This window comes from Aeromonas sp. S5(2024), from assembly GCF_041403025.1.
Taxonomy (GTDB): Bacteria; Pseudomonadota; Gammaproteobacteria; order Enterobacterales; family Aeromonadaceae; genus Aeromonas; species Aeromonas hydrophila.
The window spans coordinates 474400-493587 of record NZ_JBGLRI010000003.1 but is presented as its reverse complement, the minus strand read 5'-3'; the positions used below and the strand labels follow the sequence as shown (position 1 = coordinate 493587).

Here is a 19188-nt window from a genome sequence, read left to right as displayed (position 1 = left end):
TCACGAGAGGCCGTCAGCAAGGTAAAGAACAGCGCAGGAACCGGAACGTATAGATATACGTGAGGATTCCGAGCTTCACATGAGCCTTGATCACGGTCTCGCAGTAAGAGCGTGGGCAGGCTCTCAAATAAAGGCCTTGAGGGCCGACAGCGGCAAGCGGGTGCCGGCCAGATAGTCCTGTATGCACTGCCACACCAGCGGGCTGCGCAGGGCCGGTTTGCACTCGGCGATCTCCGCCAGGGTGAGCCAGTGGCAGGCCAGCACGTCGCCGTCAGGATCCTCTGGATGGTGCTGACCCGGCGCCTTTTCAAGGTCGAAGATAACGGCGGTGCGCACAAAGGTGGCCTCGCTGTCCGCCGGCTTGTAGAGATAGACCCCGAGCCAGCCGGTGGGGGCGGCGGTGAGCCCGGTCTCCTCCTTCAGCTCGCGGCAGGCCGCCTGGATGAGATCTTCCCCCGGCTCCACATGGCCGGCAGGCTGGTTGAAGCGGCGCTGGCCCTTGATCTCCTCTTCCACCAGCAGGAAGCGGCCCTGCCAGTGGACCAGGGCGGCCACGGTGAGGCGGGTGGGCAGCGGTGGGTGATCGCTCATAAGGGACTCCTTGTCTGGTTGGCTGTGCCCCGGTGGGGCGCTGGATTCAACAGTGCCGTTCAGGTGACGGCACGCTGGCCAAATGGCTTACTCGTGTTATTCCGACGGCTTGCTGCGGGCCGGGCGACGGGCGGTGCCGCGCCCGCCGCTGCGATTGCCGGGGCGCGGCTCGGCCTCGCGGCTGCCCCGCCCTTGGTCGGGTGCCTGCCCTTGGCCCTGATGCTGGGGGCGGCGAGCCGCTCGCAGTGCGCTGTGGCTGCCTGCTCCCTGTGGCTTGGCGGATGTCCGTGCTTTCCCTTGCGTGGCAGCTGGCCGTGGCGCAGGGGCCAGTTCGGGGGCGGGCAGGGCGCGGCTCTCCCCCGGTGCCAGCGCGTCGAGGGTCCACTCCCCGATGGCGTAGCGGATAAGGCGCAAGGTGGGGTGACCGATGTGGGCGGTCATCCGCCGCACCTGGCGGTTGCGCCCCTCCACTATCTTGATCTCCAGCCAGCAGGTGGGGATCTCTTTGCGCTCGCGAATGGGCGGGTTGCGTGGCCACACCGCAGGCTCATCCATGAGGCGCGCCCCGGCGGGCAGGGTCATGCCGTCGTTGAGCTCCACACCGGCGCGCAGGGCAGCCAGTTTCTCCTCGCTTGGCACTCCTTCCACTTGCACCCAGTAGGTCTTGGGGGTCTTCTCTCCCGGCTGGGTGAGGCGCGCTTGCAGCTTGCCGTCGTTGGTGAGCAGCAACAGCCCCTCGCTGTCGCGGTCGAGCCGGCCCGCGGCATAGATGCCGGGCTCGGTGATGTAATCCTTGAGGGTCTCGCGGCCTGCCTCGTCGGTGAACTGACAGAGCACCATGTAGGGCTTGTTCAAGAGCAGCAGCTTGCGATCGGCCGGGGCGGGGGCCGGTTTGCGCTCACCCTCCTTGTCTCTCATGGCGTGTTGCGCCTCCCGGCGTTGGGATGGGCGCGCCGTGGCTGCTGGTCTGCTGGCCGAACGTTCGGCGTCAGGACGGGCGGAGAGGGAGAGACGGGGGCGGGCTGATTTCATCGCATGCATACCAAAAACAGAGGAAGGGCGAGTGTATCACAGGGGGCTGTCGCGGGCATGAACGACGGGGACGGGAGGCTAGCCGCTCAGCCGAGCAGGCCGTCGATGACGATGGCCTGACGGGCGGGGGCGGAGCTCGCGTGCAGCAATGCGGTGCCCACCTGCTCGTCCATCAGTGCGCGGGCCAGCCGGGTGAGAGGGCGCAACTGCTCGGGAGCCAGGCCGGTGGGCACTGCCAGTAAAATCAGGGTCTGTACCGGCCCGAGTGCGGAGCCCCACTCGATGGGCTCGCTGCTGCTGAGCAGCGAGAGCGCGGGGCGGCGGATAGCGGGGCAGATGACATGGGGCATGGCGAGCCCGGGCCGGATGATGGTGGCTGCCAGCTGCTCGCGGGCGGCGATGGCCTGCTCCAACATCGGCCTGTCGCTTATCAGCTCGGTGGGCAGCAGATCCACCAGCACCGCCAGTGCCTGGCACTTGTCGAGGGGCGCCGTGGCATGGCCGAGCTGGGCCAGGGTGAAGCAATAGTCGGGCAGCGCCTGGCCCAGGCGCTGCTCGGCGAGGGCGGCGCTGCCGGGACGCCCCAGCGGCTGGCCCAGCTCCACGCACCAGCAGGTGAAGGCCATGTGGGCGAGCTCGGCATCCAGCCCCTCGATCAGCAGCAGACAGAGATCGCCGGGCTGGGTGGCCAGGGTGAGCAGGGAGAGCTGGTTGGTCGCCTCCACCGCCTGACGGCGGGTGACGTTGATGAACTGGATATGGGACTTGAACAGCCCGGCCAGCCGACTCAACTGCTTGGCCTGGGTGATGGTGAGTCCCAGCCGGCAGTGAAAGGAGATCTCGCGGATCAGCATTCAGACGCCGGGGGCGGCGGTCTTGAGCACGGCCACCGCATCGAGCAGCACCGCCTCCAGCGCCACCTGGTGGATGGGACAGCCGAGGAAGCGATCTTTTTGCTCAATCTCGATATCGGAGGCGATCAGCACCAGATCGGCGCCGGCGATGTCGCGGGCGGTGAGGATGTTCTCCAGCCCCATGGCACCCTGGGTTTCGACCTTGATCTTGAGCCCCAGCTTGTCGGCGGCTTTTTGCAGCGCTTCGGCGGCCATATAGGTGTGGGCGATGCCGGTGGGGCAGGCGGTGACGGCGAGGATCTTCATGGGCTCTCACGGCAAGTTCGGGTGGGGCAACAAGATAGCGCCAAGGGGCGGCCTTGCCAAAGGGGCGGAGGCAAAAATGGGATCCCGACTGCGCTCTGCTGAGGGGATGGGCAAGGGGTGAGCGCTTTTGCGGCCTCAAAAGGGACAAGTGGAGAAAAGAGGGGATAAAAAACGGCCCGCCAGAGGGCGGGCCGAATGCACACTACGGAGTGAAACCGTGCTACCGGGCAGCGACTGCCCGGTCAGCCGGGGCTCAGGCGGACTGGGTCGCCAAAGTGGCGGCTTTCAGCTCCCGCTTGATGCGGCGGATCTTGCGCTCTTCGGCAACCGCGACGCAGGCCATCAGCACCAGACAGGCGGCGGCGGCCATGTCCAGCGCCGCGAAGGTGCCGGTCCAGCCGGTCAGGCCGAAGATGGGGGTGCCGTCGGCAATCATGCCCAGACCCAGCTTGGCGAAGCTGTCACCGATGAGGTAGGCGAAGGTACCCTTGACGCCATCGGCCACGCTGATGCCCTGCTTGGGGACGAAGCCCACGGCGGCCACGCCGATCAGCAGTTGCGGACCGAACACCAGGAAGCCCAGCAGGAACAGGGAGCCCAGGAACATGAACTGGGTGGTGGCGTGCTGGTAGAGCCCCAGGGTGGCGATGATCAGCGCCAGTGCCACGCAGGCCACCAGACCACGGCGACCGTTGGCCAGGTCAGAGAGGTAACCCCACATCAGGGTACCGACCAGGGCGCCCACTTCGAAGAAGGTAAAGCCCTGAATGGCGATTTCCTTGGAGAAGCCGAGCTCCTGGTGGGCATAGACGGTGGACCACTGGTCGATACCGATACGCACCACGTAGAGGAAGATGTTGGCAAAGCAGAGCAGCCAGATCACCTTGTTCATCAGCACGTACTTGACGAAGATCTGCCACTTGGTCAGTTGCTGCTCTTCGGTGGCGATATCTTCTTCGCTCGCCACTTCGTCAAACAGCTCTTCGACCTTGCCGAGGCCATAGGCTTCCGGCGAATCGCTACCAAAGCGCAGGCCGATGAAGCCGACGATCAGCGCGATGATGGAGGGGAAGATGAACATGCCGAGCACGTTGCCATCGAACAGGTAGTTGGCACCGAACAGCGCCACACCGGCCGCACCGGCCCCGCCCACGTTGTGGGAGAGGTTCCACATGCCGAGGTAGGTGCCGCGCTTGTTGCGGGGCGTCCACTTGGTGATGGTGGAGTAGCTGCAGGAGCCGCCGCAGCTCTGGAAGAAACCGCTGGCCGCGTAGAAGAAGATCATCAGGTAGAGGCTGAAACCCGTGCCGCCCATGCTGGCACTGAAGCCCAGCATGCAGAGGGAGGAGAGGATCAGCATCAGCGGCAGGAACTGCTTGGTGTTCTTGCCATCGGCATAGTAGGAGACGATGGTCTTGCCCACCCCGTAGGTGATGGAGAAGCCAAGGCCGATCATGCCGAGCTCGGTCATGGAGAGACCGTACTCCTGGATCATGTCGTTCTGCGCAATGTTGAAGTTCTTGCGGATCAGATACATGGTCAGGTAACCGATGAACACAACCAGATAGGATTGCATAAACGGTTTGAACCAGAGTTTGCGCCGGGCTTCGACCGGCAGGTTCAGGGTGGGGACCCGGACCTGTTCGAGTAGTTTAAACATCTTCGTTCATCCTCTGCGAGATAGACGCTGTTTCCGCCGCGTTCCTCCCTTTTTGATTGGAGTTGGAGGTCACGCCACGGAAAGAACAACAGGAAGCGGGCGCGGTGCGCGGCGAGCCCCTGTCGATTGAACCCATGCCCGTCCCTTGCGCCGTGGCGCGGGTCGGGTAACGACATCAGGTAGCGTGACTTTAATGAGGCGCGCTGCAAATGGCGTGAGAGCCATCCCTAGGGGGGGTAGGAAAATTTCCTAGTTTGGCGGGATCCGGCCGCGAAGCGTGAAGAGGATCACAAGCCGGCGTCGTACAGCAGAGGTGAGCGGGCTCTCTCGAACCCGACAAAAAGACGAGGCCACCCGCAGGTGGCCTCGTCCGGTTTGGTCACCACCCCGCGGGGGATGGCTTGGTTGGGCAGGGATCAGGCGGCCTTGGCCAGCGTCACCTCGTCACTCTTCTTGACCCGCAGTTTTTTCAGGGCAACCGCCACCACGCCGGTGACGATGGCACCGCAGATCATGCAGAGCAGCGCCAGCAGCGGCTTGTTGACGGCGCCAAGCAGGGCCACGATGGGGCCACCGTGGGCGACGCTGTTGGTGATGCCAAACAGGAAGGCCATCACGGCGGCGGTCATGCTGCCCAGCACGTTGGCCGGGATGACGGCGAGCGGATCACGGGCGGCAAACGGAATGGCACCCTCGGAGATCCCCACCAGACCCATGGCACCGGCGGCTTTGCCCGCTTCAATTTCGGTGGCGTCGAAGATGCCGAGCTTGCGACCGAGCACGGTAGCCAGTGACATGCCGAGCGGCGCGGCCGGGATGGCGCAGGCCATGGCACCCATGAACTGGGTCTGGCCGGAGGCGATCATGCCTACCGAGAACAGGAAGGCCACCTTGTTGACCGGGCCACCCATGTCAAAGCCGGCCATGCCCCCCAGCACGATCCCCAGCAGCACCAGGCTGCCGCCGCTCATGGAGAGCAGCATGGCGTTCAGACCCGTCATCATGTCGGCAATGGGGGCGCCGATGATGAAGATGAAGACCGCAGCGATAAAGAGCGACCCGACGATGGGGGCGATCAGGATCGGCACCAGCGGCTGCACCATCTTGTGGTAGTGGCGGGTCGCAATCCAGCGCACCAGATAACCGACCAACAGACCCGCGATGATGGCACCGATAAAGCCGGTACCGGCGTCGGCGCCGTAGAAGCTGCCGTTGTTGGCGATCCAGCCGCCGATAAAGCCCGGTGCCAGTGCCGGTCTGTCACCGATGGCGTAGGCGATGTAGCCCGCCAGAATGGGGATCATCAGGGTGAAGGCGGCGACGCCCACGTTGAGGATCTGGTTCCACATGCTCCCTGCCGGGATCTGCATGCCGCTCGGGGTTGGATCACCGCCGATGGCCAGAGCCAGGGCGATCAGCAGACCCCCCGTGACCACAAACGGGATCATGTGGGAGACGCCGTTCATCAGATAACGGTAGAGATCCGAGCTGCCGCCTGAGCTCTTCTCCTCGCTCTTGCGCTCATCCTTGTCCGCCACATAGGCGGGGGCCTTCAGCGCCTGCTCGATCAGACCCTTGCCATCCTTGATGGGGGCCTTCACGCCGGTTTTGATGAGCGGTTTGCCGTTGAAGCGGGCCATGTCCACCTGCTTGTCGCAGGCCACCACGATGGCGCTGGCGCGGGCGATCTCGGCCGCAGTCGGGCTGTTCTTGACGCCGATGGAGCCGTTGGTCTCCACCTTCACCTCAAAGCCCAGCTCCTTGGCGGCGCGCTCCAGGGATTCTGCCGCCAGATAGGTGTGGGCGATGCCGGCCGGGCAGCCGGTGACGCCGATGATCAGCCCCTTGTCGGCGGCCGGGGCGGCCACTTGCGGCTCTTTCTTCTCGAGCAGCAGCGCCAGCGCATCGGTAGACGTCTTGGCTGCCAGCAGGGCATCGATAAAGCCCTCTTCAATCAGCTTGGCGGAGAGCTCGGCCAGCACCTCGATATGGTGATTGGCGCCACCGGCCGGGGAGGCAATCATAAAAAACAGCCGGGAGGGCTTGCCATCCTCGGCGCCGTACTCGATACCGGCGCGGCTGATGCCGATGGCCACCGCCGGGGTGCTTACTGCCGCACTCTTGGCGTGGGGCAGGGCAACGCCCTCTTCAAAGCCGGTGTTGTCCAGCTCTTCCCGGGCCCACAGATCCTTGACGAACTGCTGCTCGTCGCTGACCTTGCCTTGCGCCGCGAGCAGACGGGTCATCTCGGTGAAGACCTCCTCCTTGCGCGTGGCCTTTAAATCGAGCGCGATCAGTTGCTCGTTGATAAGGGTGGTGATCATGGCGTTCTCCCTGCTCCTGGCCGGAGCCTGTTGGCATCTTTTCCTGGGCTATAGCCCAGGAGATGCAGACAAAAGTGACCCCACTATTATCCCGCCCGCAGGGCCGCTCACCTATCGGACAAAACTGCGAAATACTGGATTTTTGTGCGATATGACCTTGAGTGTGATCCTGATCGCATAGCAGACCAGCTGACAAAATGGGTCTGGATTGAATCGAAGAATGATTTTTTGTTTTTAATAATCAGTATCTTGATGTTGGTTCTTTCAACGTGCTTTTATGATGGAGGGTGATGTTATCCGGCCAGGAATCGGTGCAAAACTGTAAATTTGTGAGGTGAAAAGAGCGGGCGGGGTGTGAGCTGTCGCACATAAATGGCGGTAACGGGGGGCTTGGTAAGGGGAGGCCGGCGAGGGGAAAGGTGGAGAAATGGGTTGAGCCATTGGTGCCAGACAGCCCACCACAACGCGCGAGTGAAACCACAGGCATTGGCCCCGTAGGGTGCAATGAACGAAGTGAATTGCACCGCTTGTTTGGAGGCAGGAAAGGTAGAGGTGCAATGCGCTGCTCTTATTGCACCCTACCGAATTGATGACGTGAATGTCTAAGTACGCTTGGGTATTAAAAGTTCTAGGTTAACTTTTGGCTATTGCTTCTGGAAGATAGAGCCAACGGACAAGGGGGCCTTTTCTGGAGGCAAATCGGATCTTAATCCAATCATCTTTCTGCTCGAGAATTTCTACTTTGTCGTTATGAATAAGATAGGCTTTGGTCTTTGATGTTTTTTCAGGTGATGAGTAGAGGAAGGCTTTCTCGGATGTGACTGACCAGAGAATTTTCTTGCCATCAAAGTCAATCGCAACGGTGTCCAGTTTCTCTCCCTTCTGATTAAATGTGTGCTCGTAAAGAGGGAAGGTATCAATCTCGGAGTTTTGGATCTGATACTCTGTTGTTTTATATAGCCAGAGTTCACCTTGGGCGTTATATCGGTAAGTATCGTAATACCATACAGGGCCGGAGCGGCAAGAGCTAACCAAAGAAAGATCATCTAATCGAACTGAAAGGTTATAGAGATCTTCGCAGGCAGATGTAGGTGTCTTCGAGTCTGCAAATTTTAGCTCTTTGAATATTGCATTCATATGATCATATAAGAACACATGAAAAATATTATTTACCATGCCAAGATAGTTGGTAATGGCAATGTCCTTATAACCATCAAAGTTGAAATCCTGTATAAAAATATCAGACTCCAAATTATCATCAATACATTTAAGTTGCTGCTTTTCTTTTCCTGCTGTCATCAAGTAAAAGCATTCACCCTCTTTTTTAATGTCTACTTTCACTCCGTCAATTATAAATGTGGCGTCTGCTTTTGCAGAAATGGAGAAGCATAGTAATAAAGTTGTGATGATGATAAGTAATTTCATGTTGATTTATCCTGCCACTTGAACTTTTGTAAAGTGCTGCTTGCGTCGTTTATTTACTGTCTCGGAGCGTCTTAAATTGAGTTGAATAAAGAGGCGGAATTCCACGCTACCGACCGTGGATTACAGCCTCCAGCCTGCTACGGTCATCCGGCGATGTGGTGGATGGCGAAACGGCCGCACAGATGTGTCTTTGCATAAATGGTTTCCAAGTGGGCATCTTAACCAAGGTGATTGGGTGGCAAAACAGGAAGCTGAACAAAATCAGCCTCAGATCAACAAATTACTTAATAAGGAAGAGGGTTGATTGGCTTCCGCCTTGCCGGTAGCGACGGGTTACTGGCCGCTATGGAGCGGGGGATTGGGCTCCAGCACCAGCGAGAGCCGCAGCATATCCTTGTGCTGGATGCCGTGCTCCATCAGGGGCTCCGGGTAGTGGATAAGGAAGTGATCCTTGACGACGGCATCGACGCGAAAGCCGTGGCGCTGGTAATAGGTGAGCTGGTGGCCGAAGCTGCCGGTACCGAGCTCGACGCGGCATACCCCTTTCTCGGCCAGGTTGGTCAGTACGAAGTGCAGCAGGCTGGATCCGATGCCTTGCTGCTGGCGGTTGGGGGCAACGGCGATATTGAAGATCTCGGCCGTTTGCTCCCCCACCAGACCGGCCACGCAGGCGCCCACTACCTCGTTGCCCGCCAGGGCGGCAAAGCCCCAGGCGTCGGGCAGATAGGCGGCAATGCGCTGCTTTGCGGGATCTGCCTCCAGCAGCAGCGCCAGCGGCAGTTGACCGGGGGCCATCTCGACAAACTTCATCTTTCTCTCTTTTATCTCGCTGTGATTGTCTGGGGCGCGCCGCCCTCTGGGCATCAATATTCCAGAAACTTCTCCCCACAGCGCTCGCAAATCAGGTGCTTTACATGGGTGGCCTGGTAAGCCAGCGTTTCGCCAAACGCCCAGTTGGTGATGCTGCTGGAAGTAAAGGCTTGCCAGAAGGCTTTGCGGGGATCCTTGGGCATGATGTCCTGAGTGTGATCGCGGGCGACCAGCACCACGATATGGCGGGTGCGCTCCCGGCATTTGTCACAGCGATGGATTTCACTCGGTGGCTCGCTTTGGGAGTGGGCGGTGCGCTCTGTTGTCATGATGATGACCTGTTATGGATGGCGCGCCCATCATAGTCTTCTTCAGTTGGCTCTCAATCCCCCATGCTGGGGGCGTGTGCTGGTTGCGAGCGGGATCACTTTTTGGGGCGCGTAGCGGGCTTGGCTGCGATGGTGTTTGTTGCGATGCCCTCGGGGGAGGGAATACCCATGCTAGCCAATACCCGGGCGGCGTTCTCTTCACACGGCATCTCGTCGGGTTTGGACTCCACCAGCCTGATCAGGGCCTGCAATTGCTGCTTGCTGTGGGCAAGTCTTGTCTCCAGCGCTTCTATGTCGCTCACCTTGGCCTCGAGCGCCGCCAGTAGCGGGGCGTGTTGCCAAGAACTGATATCTGCGGGCACCAACTGCTTGATCTCGTCGAGGGAGAAGCCTGCCTGCTGCGCCTGGCCGATGATGGTCAGCAAGGGTACCGTCTCGGGCGGGTAGTCGCGATAGCCGTTGGTACCCCGCCGTACCTTGCTGAGTAGGCCTCTGGCTTCGTAGAAGCGGATGGTCGAGGCCGCCATGCCGGTCTGTTTGGCCAGTTCACCGATCTTCATCTTGCCTCCTGGGCTGCGGGTTGGCGGGTCTGCCCGCCGAAAGGGGGGCTCAAGGGGAATTCTAGGGTGAAAGCCCGCTTGAATGTCAACGGTCCTATGGGCTGTGCGGGTGGATACCATTTCTCCCATCGCGACGGCATCCCGATAAGGGGGCTTGACCTTCAAGTCAGCTTCAAACTTATGGTGGGGTCCTCATTACCGAGGAGATCGCCATGAACCCATTTACTCCCCTGACCCTGCCCAATGGCAGCCAGCTTATCAACCGCCTCGCCAAGGCCGCCATGGAAGAGAACATGGCCGACTATGACCATGCCCCCTCAGAGGCGCTGATCCAGCTCTATCGTACCTGGGCAGAGGGTGGCGCCGGCCTGCTCATCACCGGCAATGTGATGGTGGACGGCCACGCCATGACGGGGCCGGAGGGCGTGGTACTCGACTCCCACGATCTCTCCCCAGCGCTGGCCGAGCGTTTCAGTGCCTGGGCCGAGGCGGCCAAGAGCGGGGGCGCCCAGATCTGGATGCAGATCAACCACCCCGGTCGCCAGATGCCGGCGGCGCTGGGGCAGCCCACCCTGGCCCCTTCCGCCGTACCCATGGCGCTCGGCAGTTTCTCGAGGCAGTTCTCTCCGCCCAGAGCCATGAGCGAGGCCGACATTGCCGAGGTGAAGGCGCGCTTCATCAACACGGCGCTGCTGGCACAGCGTGTCGGTTTTGACGGGGTACAGATCCATGCCGCGCACGGCTATCTGCTGAGCCAGTTCCTCTCGCCACTCACCAACCAACGCCGCGATCGTTGGGGCGGCAGCCTTGAGAATCGCGCCCGCTTGCTGCTGGAGATAGTTGAAGGGATCCGCCAGCAGGCGGGCAGCGGCTTCGCACTGTCGGTCAAGCTCAACTCCGCCGACTTTCAGCGTGGCGGCTTCAGCACCGAGGATGCAAAGGCGGTGGTGGAGATGCTCAACCCGCTCGGGGTGGATCTGGTGGAGCTCTCCGGCGGCAGTTACGAGGCGCCCGCCATGCACGGCCAGGCCCGCGATGGTCGGACTCTGGCGCGGGAGGCCTATTTTCTGGCGTTCGCTCGGGAGATCGTCTCTGTTGCCCATATGCCCGTGATGGTGACCGGGGGAATTCGCCGCTACCCGGTGGTGGAGCAGGTGCTTGGCAGCGGGGTGGCGGTCGCCGGCATGGCCACTGCGCTGGCCATCGCCCCGGATCTGCCTGCCAGATGGCACCGTGAACAGGCGGCAAGTGCCGAGCTCAGGCCCATCCCCTGGCGCAACAAGGTGCTGGCCTCGGTAGGTTACATGGCGATGGTGAAATACCAGTTGCGGCGGCTGGGGCGCGGGCAGCCGAGCCGCCCCAAGATCGCGCCCGCCCTGGCGCTGGCCTGCCAGCAGTGGCAGACCCTGCTTGGCAACGCCCGCTATAGACGCTGGATCAAGGCGCAGGAAAAGTGAAGGGGGGGCTTGCCACCCAGCGAACTCAGGCCGATGCCCGCTTTTGCAAGCTGGGGATGATGAGATGGCGGTTGGGGGCGAGCTCGGGTTGCTGCAATCGGGTCAGCAGGCGCAGGGCCGCCTGGCGGCCGATGTCGCGGGCCGGCGAGCTGACGAAGGTAAGGGCGGGGAAGGTGAGTTCGGCCTCCGCCACGTCGTCAAAGCCGAGCAGGGCCACCTGCTGGCCGACGTAGTTGTCCTTGCCCACGCTGCGCCCGCTCGCCTCGACGCCGTAGATGGCGCCGAGGGCTACCTCCGGGTAGTGGCAGAGCACGGCGGTCACCTTGGGGTGCCGGTGCAACAGCTGGGCGATGGTGTCGGCGGCGCTGCGCTGGGTGCGCTCGCACTCCAGTACCCACTCCGGTTTGAAGGGCAGCCCGTATTGCAGCAGGCTGGCACAGTAGCCGCCGATGCGCTCGGCGCGGGTGAGGGAATCGGCCCGCCCGCCGACGTAGGCGATATGGCGGTGGCCCTGCTCGATGAGATAGGTGGTGGCCTGCTGGGCGGCGTGGGTGTTGTCCGGGCCGATAAAGTCGACGTCGTCTCGATAGTAGGAGCGGGCGGCGCACACCAGCGGCAGCGCCGAGCCGAGCAGGTTCTCCAGCGGCTTGGCGGCGGCGCCGCGCACCGGGTTGAAGATGATGCCCGCCACCCCCTGGCGCGACAGGGACTGGATGCTCTGCTGCAACCGCTCGGGGCTGTGACCACACTGGGTCAGAAACAGCAGATAGCCCTGTTGCTCCAGCACCTCGCTCACCCCGGCGGTCACCTCGGTGTAGAAAGGGTCGGTGATGTCGCGCAGGATCAGCCCCACCAGGTTGGATTGCTGGCTGCGCAGGTTGGCGGCGGCGCTGTTGGGCACGTAGTCGAGCTCTTTTATCGCCTGCTGCACCCGCTCGGCGGTGGCCGGCGAGATACGCCCCTTACCGCGCAGCACCATGGAGACGGTGGTGACCGAGACCCCGGCCAGCCGGGCCACGTCGGTGATCTTGGGGTTGTTGGCGAGCAGCGGTTTGGGTGACATAGGCAGGCGGTGGCGATCAAGGCGAAGAGACGAGGTGCACAGCATACCCGCTTGGGTTGCCGAGTGAAACGTTACATCCCGCGCCCATGGATCTGCCTCACAAATTTGAGGAACAGTGTCCAGCAGGGCGGTTGAACTGTGATCCTGTCGGCACTTGCGAGTTGATAAAACGTTTTATCATCCAGCAAAACCAGATACGGCTCACCGTCGCCATCCGTCAGGAACGGTACCGGGCAGGCGTATCGAATGACCCTCACCTCACAAGGATCTGACACATGGCCAAGTCCCCCGCCAAATCCACCATCTGGGAGTTCCTGCAGAGCCTCGGCAAGACCTTCATGCTGCCGGTCGCCCTGCTGGCCTTCTCGGGCATTCTGCTCGGTGTCGGCAGCTCGCTCACCAGCGATGCGGTCAAGCAGAGCATGCCCTTCCTCGACAATACCGTGCTGCAACTGCTGTTCCTCTGGATGACCAAGGTCGGGCTGGTGGCCTTTATCTACCTGCCGGTGATGTTCGCGGTGGCCATTCCGCTGGGCCTGGCGCGCGAAGAGAAAGGGGTGGCGGCCTTTGCCGGTTTTGTCGGCTATGCGGCGCTCAACCTCTCCATCAACTTCTACCTGACCGTGGCCAATGTCATCGGTGACGGGGCGGCGGAGAAGGCTTACGGGGTGAAATCGATCCTCGGCATCAGCTCCATCGACACCGGTATTCTGGGGGCCATCATCGTCGGGGTGATCGTCGCCAAACTGCACGCCCGTTTCTACACCTACCAGATGCCCGATGCGCTCGCCTTCTTCGGCGGCGCCCGCTTTGTGCCCATCATCACCGCCATCGTGCTGGGGGTGGTCGGTCTGGTGGTGCCCCTGGTCTGGCCCTGGTTTGCCGCCGGCATCAACGGCATCGGGACGCTCATCTCCCACGCCGGTCCCTTTGGCCCCTTCCTGTTCGGTACCGGCGAGCGGCTGCTGCTGCCGCTCGGCCTGCACCACATTCTGGTAGCGCTCATCCGCTTTACCGAGGCGGGCGGTACATCGCTGGTGTGCGGCAACGAGGTGAGCGGCGCACTCAATATCTTCTACGCCGAGCTCTCCTGCGCCGACACCACCCAATTCTCGGTCTCTGCCACCTCCTTCCTCTCTCAGGGCAAGATGCCGGCCTTCCTCGGCGGCCTGCCGGGGGCGGCGCTCGCCATGTATCACTGCGCTCGCCCGGAAAATCGCGGCAAGATCAAGGCGCTGCTGGTCTCCGGTGTAGTGGCCTGCGTCATCGGTGGCATCACGGAGCCGCTGGAGTTCCTGTTCCTGTTCGTGGCGCCGGTGCTCTACGTCATTCACGCCATCCTGACGGGTCTGGGTTTTATGACCATGGGGCTTTTGGGTGTCACTATCGGCAACACCGACGGCAACCTCATCGATTTTCTGGTGTTCGGCGTGCTGCAAGGCACCGCCACCAAGTGGTATCTGGTGCCGGTCGCAGCCGCCATCTGGTTTGCCATCTATTACGGGGTGTTTCGCTTTGCCATCGTGCGCTTCAACCTCAAAACCCCTGGCCGTGAAAAAGAGAGCCGCGAGATTGAGGCCAGCGAGGCTGCCCAGCCCGTGGGCAAGAAGGCCGGCAACAGCGGCTATAACGGCGAGGTGATCCTCAACGCCTTGGGCGGCGCCGACAACATCCTGGCGCTCGATAACTGCATCACCCGCCTGCGGATGTCGGTGCAGGACATGAGCCGGGTCGATGACAAGGTATTGAAGGCGAACGGCGCCATCGGGGTGATCAAGCTCGATGAGCACAACCTGCAGGTGGTGATCGGGCCCCAGGTCCATCTGGTGAAAAACCAGCTGCAGAGCCTGATGGGGGCCTGAGTCGGCCCCCTGTTACCCTACCTCGGGGGGCGCCATGCCCCCTTGTTCATTGCTGTTTTACTGGTGAGAAAGAGATGCCCAATACCGACTTCTTTGATTTTGATCGCGTCGTCGATCGCCACGGCACCTACTGCACCCAGTGGGACTATGTGGCCGACCGCTTCGGCCACGCCGACCTGCTCCCCTTTACCATCTCCGACATGGATTTCGCGACAGCCCCCTGCATTCGCTCAGCCCTGGCCAAGCGCCTTGAGCATGGGGTCTTTGGCTACAGCCGCTGGAATCACGACGACTTCAAGGGGGCGGTGAGCAACTGGTTCGCCAGCCGTTACGGGGCGCAGCTTGATCCAGCAACCCTGGTCTACGGCCCTTCGGTCATCTACATCATCGCCCAGCTGGTGAGCCTCTGGTCAGCGCCGGGCGAAGGCGTGCTGGTGCATACCCCCGCCTACGACGCCTTCGGCAATATGCTGGCCGCCAACGATCGTGTGCTGCTGCCTTGCCCGCTCAAAAAAACAGAGGGGAGTTACCAGATCGACTGGGCCTGCTTTGAGCAGCAAGCCGCTCGCCCCGATTGCCGCATCCTGCTGCTGTGCAGCCCCCACAATCCCACCGGCCGGGTCTGGACGCGGGATGAACTCGGCCGGATGGCCGCCATCTGCCAGCGCCACGGGGTCAAGGTCATCTCGGACGACATCCATATGGATGTGAGCTTTGCCCGCTACCTGCCGTGGAGCGAGGTGGCAGAGGACGAAAGCTGGGCGCTGGTGAGCTCTGGCTCCAAATCCTTCAATATTCCCGCCCTTGGCGGCGCCTACGCCTTTATTGCTAACGCCGAGGCGCGGGCCGGCTATCTGCAGCGGCTCAAGGCGGCCCATGGCCTCTCATCGCCCCCCATTCTCGGGGTGCTGGCCCATATCAGCGCCTATCTGGATGGCGCTGTCTGGCTCGATGCCCTGAAAAGCTATCTGCACGGCAACCTCACCCAGGTGGCGGCGCGGCTCAACACCGCCTTTCCCGCCATCGACTATCGGGTGCCCGAGGGGACCTATCTCGCCTGGATTGACTTAAGTGGCCTCGGCATCGACTCCACCGAACGGATGGATGCGCTGCAAACCTTGCTGGTGGAAAAATACCGGGTCGCCATCATGCGTGGCGACACCTATGGCCCGGAAGGCACAGGCTATCTTCGCCTCAACGTCGGCTGCCCGCGCTCAAAAGTAGATAAAGGCCTCGATGCCCTGATCGGTGCACTGGGAGATAGTTTCTGAAGGTATGCAGAAATGTGATATAAAAACGCAGTATTAGCTGCGTTTTTATTGGGACGTCAGCCTTTTAGGTAGACTCTTGCGAATAGGATTTAGCTCTATTGCCTTGTTACTAAGCTAGCAACCAAGACTCGGATCTCTTGATGAACGGCGGGGCCTGAATAGGCAATCGATGTTTCGTGACGAGCGTAAGGACCGTGATTCGCTGCACTGAGCCAATTAAAAGAGCCTAGACAGAGGATCTTTCCATCTTTGGCCACCATTTTACTGTGCAGGCGAGGCACTTTAATGAGATTTATCCCCGCTTCTTGTAGAGCTGTTGAACTGGGGAGCCAATGATCTTCATCTTTCATGTTGAGCGCAGGGTCTGCATAGACGGTTACGGTAACACCTCTGGCCGAGGCCTTTTCCATTGCGGGTAATAGGCCTGCTTGCACTATCCGGTGCTTCCTCAACCATGGCGATACGATGTGTACTTCTTGAGTCGCGCTGGCCAGTACTTCAAGCAAAAAAGCATTATGTTCATGAACGTCACGAAGCAGGTCGCATTGCGCCTCTGTGGGGGCGAGGTCATGTCTTCGCATCGTTTGAAATTTCAGCATATTTTCAGGTCGAGAGAAGAGATGCTTGGCCAGCAGGCCCCTTGGGGTGTTGTCCCGCTCTTGATTAAACAGATCCATATCGCCAAATACCAAGAAGTGATCCTTGGCGCGAGACACCGCCACGTTGAGCATGCTGTTGCTGTTGTCGATGAAGAGCCCATCTGCGTGCTTTGAATAAGTTGGTGAAAAAAGAACGATGGGGCGTTCGGCTCCTTGCAGAGCATGGGTGGTCCCGATAGTGATGCCGTCCTTGTTTTTACCCACGGGAAGTCCTCTTTTCTTGCAGGCTGTCGAGATGGCTTCGACCTGACCCGCAAAAGGGGTCACCACGGCGACTACTTGACCAAGGTCTGCACCGTACAAAGTTTCTATTTGTTGCCGATGTTCCCGCAGCCATGCTGCGATGGTCTCGGCCTCGAGCAGATTGTGGCGGCTGCCACCATGGATCCGCAGGCACTTCCCATCGATATGCAGATATCCCATGGCGGGAAAGGCGGTGTTGGGAACGGCTACACCTCGCTTGGGAAGCAGCTTGCCGTGATAACAGAGCTCATTGCAGTAATTGATGATTTCATCGACACAGCGTCTGTGTTCGTACAGGGTCATGCCTCGTTCCAGCGCCGGATCATAGTGATAACGCGACGCACATTGAGCGATTCGCATCACGCTGCCTTTGGAAGCCGTTTTACCAGCCTTACACAGACGATCATAGTCGGTGTCGGCAGAGTGGATGTCGAGCAGGCGATGGAAATGCAGGTTGCCGATATCGATACTGGGCTGCATGTTCCAGATAGGAGCAATCTGTTGCGTATCACCAATAACCAGTGCTTTTTTGGCTAAGGCAAAGCTGGCACCAGCCACTTCGGGTGACACCTGTCCGGCCTCATCCACAATCAGAAGATCAATGAATTCATAGAGGTAATCAGGAATAAAGTCGCCTTGCTCATACCGGCTGACCTTCATTTCGGAAGGCAGCATATAAAAGGTGGACACCATGCAGGGCGTCAGCATCATGCGGCGCATCCAGCGTGCCGTGACGGCATTCTTCCCTGTTTTACCCTGTTCTTTTGGGAGTTGATTGAGTTGCTCTTCCATCGTCTGCAACCAACGCCCCTCCCAATAGTGGGTGGCGAGTAAAAAGGCCTGAAAGCGTATTCCCGTGTCCGCCAATTTGTCGACCTCTTCCAGAGAGGGGACAGTATCAGACTGCTGAATACTCACCACAGGGGCAATAGCCTGGCACCACTGTCTTCGGGTTGTTTCGCACAGGGTGAGCGCCGTTTCTCCATCCACCACGCGCTGCTGCCTAATTTTGTAGGTTATGAGGGCATTATCTAGTTCTCTATCCAGTGCCGCAGTCAGTGCCTCGATTGAATTGCACTCATCGGGTATGGTGGCTGTGGTCGCCCTAAGGGCTCGCCTGGCGGTGATAAAACGGCGATTGGCGACAGCTGGCAGCCAGGAAAACAGTGTCTGCCACCATGGTTCCTCGGTGAGGATCATCTCCCAAGCCAGTTTGGCTGCTCGGGCAAAAGCTACTGCCTCGTTCGCTTGGTGAGCGTCGAGTCGCAGGTTCGCAAGGGCTTGGTAGGGAGCCTCACCCAACCATGTGACGGCATCCTTGGCTTGCGACATCAGTTTCCAGCTCGAATCAATGGAACAGAGCATGTCAGCATAGGCCACCAGATCCTTGTGCAGCCGGTCGGTGACCTCTGAAACTCGTGCATCGGCAAGGTCGGGGTAGGCCTGTTGGGCTGCGTGTAGGTAAACCTCTCTGGCGCGCGAGACATAACTGCTATTTTCTATCGAGTCGAAGAAATTCATGGTCTGGTATTGCGCGCTGGCGTCTAACCGTTTATGCGCGGCGGGGAAGTAGGAGCCAAAGCTGTGCACATCCGGAAGCCAGCGCCCGGCGAAGGGGCCTGTACCGACGGAGAAGTCTTTGGCAAAGGCATCGAGAATATTGGTGACTGCTTGGTTGTTGGTCGATGCGGCTGCAATGAGCCTGGGTTGGTCGGCCGCGATGGCCGACTCAACCATGTGGGAGGCAATGATGGAGAGTAGCAGGGTTGTCTTACCCGTCCCAGGTGGGCCATTGACGGCCAGTATATCTCCCTGCTGACTGAGCAGATGGTGTGTCATGGCCGCGCGCTGTGCATCGGCTAGTGGGTAGCGGTCTGAAGCATGTCCTAGCCGCTGGCTAACGCCTGCGAATGTGCCCAGACAGGGCTGAAGGGGTAATTGTTGTTCACGAGCGTATCGTTCGAACAAGGCATTACTTGGGCGTGTTTTGACCAAGTGATCGTAGAGGGGCAATATATGGCGACTCGCACCACTCTGTGTCGATCTTTTATGAAGCAGGCCATAATCTGCTTTCAAGTAGGATGTCTGCTCATCTGGCCAATTATCTGTGACCTTGGCAATCATCTTGTCGAAATAGGATGCGACCAGTAGTTGCCAGTTATTAGCACTCCAATTGTGGGTCTCATGAGTATCTGATTTACGATCGATGAACGGGGCGGGATGCTGGGTCAGCCACTCATCGAGCATCTCGATTCGGCCGACGGAGAATGAGCCCTGAGCTAATGGTTCTAGAATGTCTCTGGGAACCAGAGCCAGCCCATGAGGATAGAGGATTCCTTCTCGATCCAGAGTGGCTACGGTCACCAGCGGGGTGACTACCTCGGGACAGCCGGTGGCAGTGCGTTTACCATGAGTTAGGCGGTATAGATAGACCTGAAGTCTCAGCTCCACGACAACCGATTCCATATCATCGGCTTCATCATGGAACAGTGCCAAAGTTATGTCTGGGGCCAGCTGCCCCTCCTGGATCTGGTTGAAGGGAAGTTTGTGATAATTCAACAGGTCTTTTTGAGAAAGACCACCACGATTAAGCTCGGCGTCGGCAAGGGAATCACGCCAATAGGCGGCGTAGGAGAGGCTGGTTGGTTGCATAGTGTGATCGCGATAGGCAGGAAGCAGAATTAGCCTGTCAGGCTGGTTTTGGAATGTATTCTATCGCGTTTAGGTGGGTGGGATACATTT

15 protein-coding genes are annotated in these 19188 nt (G+C 60.1%); 3 read left to right on the top strand and 12 right to left on the bottom strand.

Annotated features, from left to right (window positions below; genetic code table 11):
* Positions 1 to 123: 123 nt before the first annotated feature.
* From ACB032_RS08825 to ACB032_RS08780, 10 genes are all read right to left on the bottom strand, one after another.
* Complete coding sequence (locus ACB032_RS08825) at positions 124 to 591, bottom strand: NUDIX hydrolase (protein WP_044799537.1); 468 nt, start codon at positions 589 to 591, stop codon at positions 124 to 126.
* Between the two features lie 96 nt (positions 592 to 687).
* On the bottom strand, positions 688 to 1632 hold the full coding sequence (locus ACB032_RS08820; RefSeq protein ID WP_371137779.1) for a pseudouridine synthase: 945 nt from the start codon (positions 1630 to 1632) through the stop codon (positions 688 to 690).
* Between the two features lie 77 nt (positions 1633 to 1709).
* Positions 1710 to 2477 carry a PTS sugar transporter subunit IIA gene (locus ACB032_RS08815; protein ID WP_371137778.1) on the bottom strand — a complete coding sequence of 256 codons (768 nt, stop codon included), beginning with the start codon at positions 2475 to 2477 and terminating at the stop codon, positions 1710 to 1712.
* A complete protein-coding gene (locus ACB032_RS08810) occupies positions 2478 to 2783 on the bottom strand; it encodes a PTS fructose transporter subunit IIB (protein WP_017409976.1) in 306 nt (101 codons plus the stop codon). It abuts the gene before it with no gap.
* 253 nt (positions 2784 to 3036) lie between these two features.
* Complete coding sequence (gene uhpT, locus ACB032_RS08805; protein ID WP_011705321.1) at positions 3037 to 4443, bottom strand: hexose-6-phosphate:phosphate antiporter; 1407 nt, start codon at positions 4441 to 4443, stop codon at positions 3037 to 3039.
* 416 nt (positions 4444 to 4859) lie between these two features.
* Positions 4860 to 6767, bottom strand: a complete 1908-nt coding sequence (locus tag ACB032_RS08800; protein ID WP_371137777.1) for a fructose-specific PTS transporter subunit EIIC — start codon at positions 6765 to 6767, stop codon at positions 4860 to 4862.
* A gap of 633 nt (positions 6768 to 7400) precedes the next feature.
* On the bottom strand, positions 7401 to 8192 hold the full coding sequence (locus ACB032_RS08795) for a hypothetical protein (protein WP_101617568.1): 792 nt from the start codon (positions 8190 to 8192) through the stop codon (positions 7401 to 7403).
* Positions 8193 to 8525: 333 nt separating this feature from the next.
* Positions 8526 to 9002 (bottom strand): GNAT family N-acetyltransferase, encoded by a 477-nt coding sequence (locus ACB032_RS08790; protein ID WP_371137776.1) that lies wholly within the window; start codon positions 9000 to 9002, stop codon positions 8526 to 8528.
* Positions 9003 to 9055: 53 nt separating this feature from the next.
* Positions 9056 to 9331: a hypothetical protein gene (locus ACB032_RS08785; RefSeq protein ID WP_011705324.1), complete on the bottom strand. Its 276-nt coding sequence runs from the start codon at positions 9329 to 9331 to the stop codon at positions 9056 to 9058.
* Positions 9332 to 9426: 95 nt separating this feature from the next.
* A complete protein-coding gene (locus ACB032_RS08780; protein WP_011705325.1) occupies positions 9427 to 9891 on the bottom strand; it encodes a MerR family transcriptional regulator in 465 nt (154 codons plus the stop codon).
* A gap of 212 nt (positions 9892 to 10103) precedes the next feature.
* Here ACB032_RS08780 and ACB032_RS08775 point away from each other — a divergent pair, with 212 nt between their 5' ends.
* The gene (locus ACB032_RS08775; RefSeq protein WP_371137775.1) at positions 10104 to 11348 is read left to right on the top strand and encodes an NADH:flavin oxidoreductase/NADH oxidase family protein; all 1245 of its coding nucleotides are present in this window, start codon (positions 10104 to 10106) and stop codon (positions 11346 to 11348) included.
* Between the two features lie 25 nt (positions 11349 to 11373).
* On the opposite strand, the gene ACB032_RS08770 is transcribed toward ACB032_RS08775, so the two are convergent.
* Complete coding sequence (locus ACB032_RS08770) at positions 11374 to 12411, bottom strand: Mal regulon transcriptional regulator MalI (protein ID WP_113994002.1); 1038 nt, start codon at positions 12409 to 12411, stop codon at positions 11374 to 11376.
* Between the two features lie 275 nt (positions 12412 to 12686).
* Between ACB032_RS08770 and malX the strand changes: the two genes are divergently transcribed.
* Positions 12687 to 14273, top strand: a complete 1587-nt coding sequence (gene malX, locus ACB032_RS08765; RefSeq protein WP_371137774.1) for a maltose/glucose-specific PTS transporter subunit IIBC — start codon at positions 12687 to 12689, stop codon at positions 14271 to 14273.
* 74 nt (positions 14274 to 14347) lie between these two features.
* The gene (locus tag ACB032_RS08760; protein WP_371137773.1) at positions 14348 to 15544 is read left to right on the top strand and encodes a MalY/PatB family protein; all 1197 of its coding nucleotides are present in this window, start codon (positions 14348 to 14350) and stop codon (positions 15542 to 15544) included.
* Between the two features lie 95 nt (positions 15545 to 15639).
* On the opposite strand, the gene ACB032_RS08755 is transcribed toward ACB032_RS08760, so the two are convergent.
* The gene (locus ACB032_RS08755; RefSeq protein ID WP_371137772.1) at positions 15640 to 19098 is read right to left on the bottom strand and encodes an AAA domain-containing protein; all 3459 of its coding nucleotides are present in this window, start codon (positions 19096 to 19098) and stop codon (positions 15640 to 15642) included.
* Between the last annotated feature and the right edge of the window lie 90 nt (positions 19099 to 19188).

Bases quoted from the DNA above. Each gene is read 5' to 3' on its own strand.
- ACB032_RS08825 (WP_044799537.1), bottom strand. From the start codon at position 591: ATGAGCGATCACCCACCGCTGCCCACCCGCCTCACCGTGGCCGCCCTG.
- ACB032_RS08820 (WP_371137779.1), bottom strand. From the start codon at position 1,632: ATGCATGCGATGAAATCAGCCCGCCCCCGTCTCTCCCTCTCCGCCCGT.
- ACB032_RS08815 (WP_371137778.1), bottom strand. From the start codon at position 2,477: ATGCTGATCCGCGAGATCTCCTTTCACTGCCGGCTGGGACTCACCATC.
- ACB032_RS08810 (WP_017409976.1), bottom strand. From the start codon at position 2,783: ATGAAGATCCTCGCCGTCACCGCCTGCCCCACCGGCATCGCCCACACC.
- uhpT (WP_011705321.1), bottom strand. From the start codon at position 4,443: ATGTTTAAACTACTCGAACAGGTCCGGGTCCCCACCCTGAACCTGCCG.
- ACB032_RS08800 (WP_371137777.1), bottom strand. From the start codon at position 6,767: ATGATCACCACCCTTATCAACGAGCAACTGATCGCGCTCGATTTAAAG.
- ACB032_RS08795 (WP_101617568.1), bottom strand. From the start codon at position 8,192: ATGAAATTACTTATCATCATCACAACTTTATTACTATGCTTCTCCATT.
- ACB032_RS08790 (WP_371137776.1), bottom strand. From the start codon at position 9,002: ATGAAGTTTGTCGAGATGGCCCCCGGTCAACTGCCGCTGGCGCTGCTG.
- ACB032_RS08785 (WP_011705324.1), bottom strand. From the start codon at position 9,331: ATGACAACAGAGCGCACCGCCCACTCCCAAAGCGAGCCACCGAGTGAA.
- ACB032_RS08780 (WP_011705325.1), bottom strand. From the start codon at position 9,891: ATGAAGATCGGTGAACTGGCCAAACAGACCGGCATGGCGGCCTCGACC.
- ACB032_RS08775 (WP_371137775.1), top strand. From the start codon at position 10,104: ATGAACCCATTTACTCCCCTGACCCTGCCCAATGGCAGCCAGCTTATC.
- ACB032_RS08770 (WP_113994002.1), bottom strand. From the start codon at position 12,411: ATGTCACCCAAACCGCTGCTCGCCAACAACCCCAAGATCACCGACGTG.
- malX (WP_371137774.1), top strand. From the start codon at position 12,687: ATGGCCAAGTCCCCCGCCAAATCCACCATCTGGGAGTTCCTGCAGAGC.
- ACB032_RS08760 (WP_371137773.1), top strand. From the start codon at position 14,348: ATGCCCAATACCGACTTCTTTGATTTTGATCGCGTCGTCGATCGCCAC.
- ACB032_RS08755 (WP_371137772.1), bottom strand. From the start codon at position 19,098: ATGCAACCAACCAGCCTCTCCTACGCCGCCTATTGGCGTGATTCCCTT.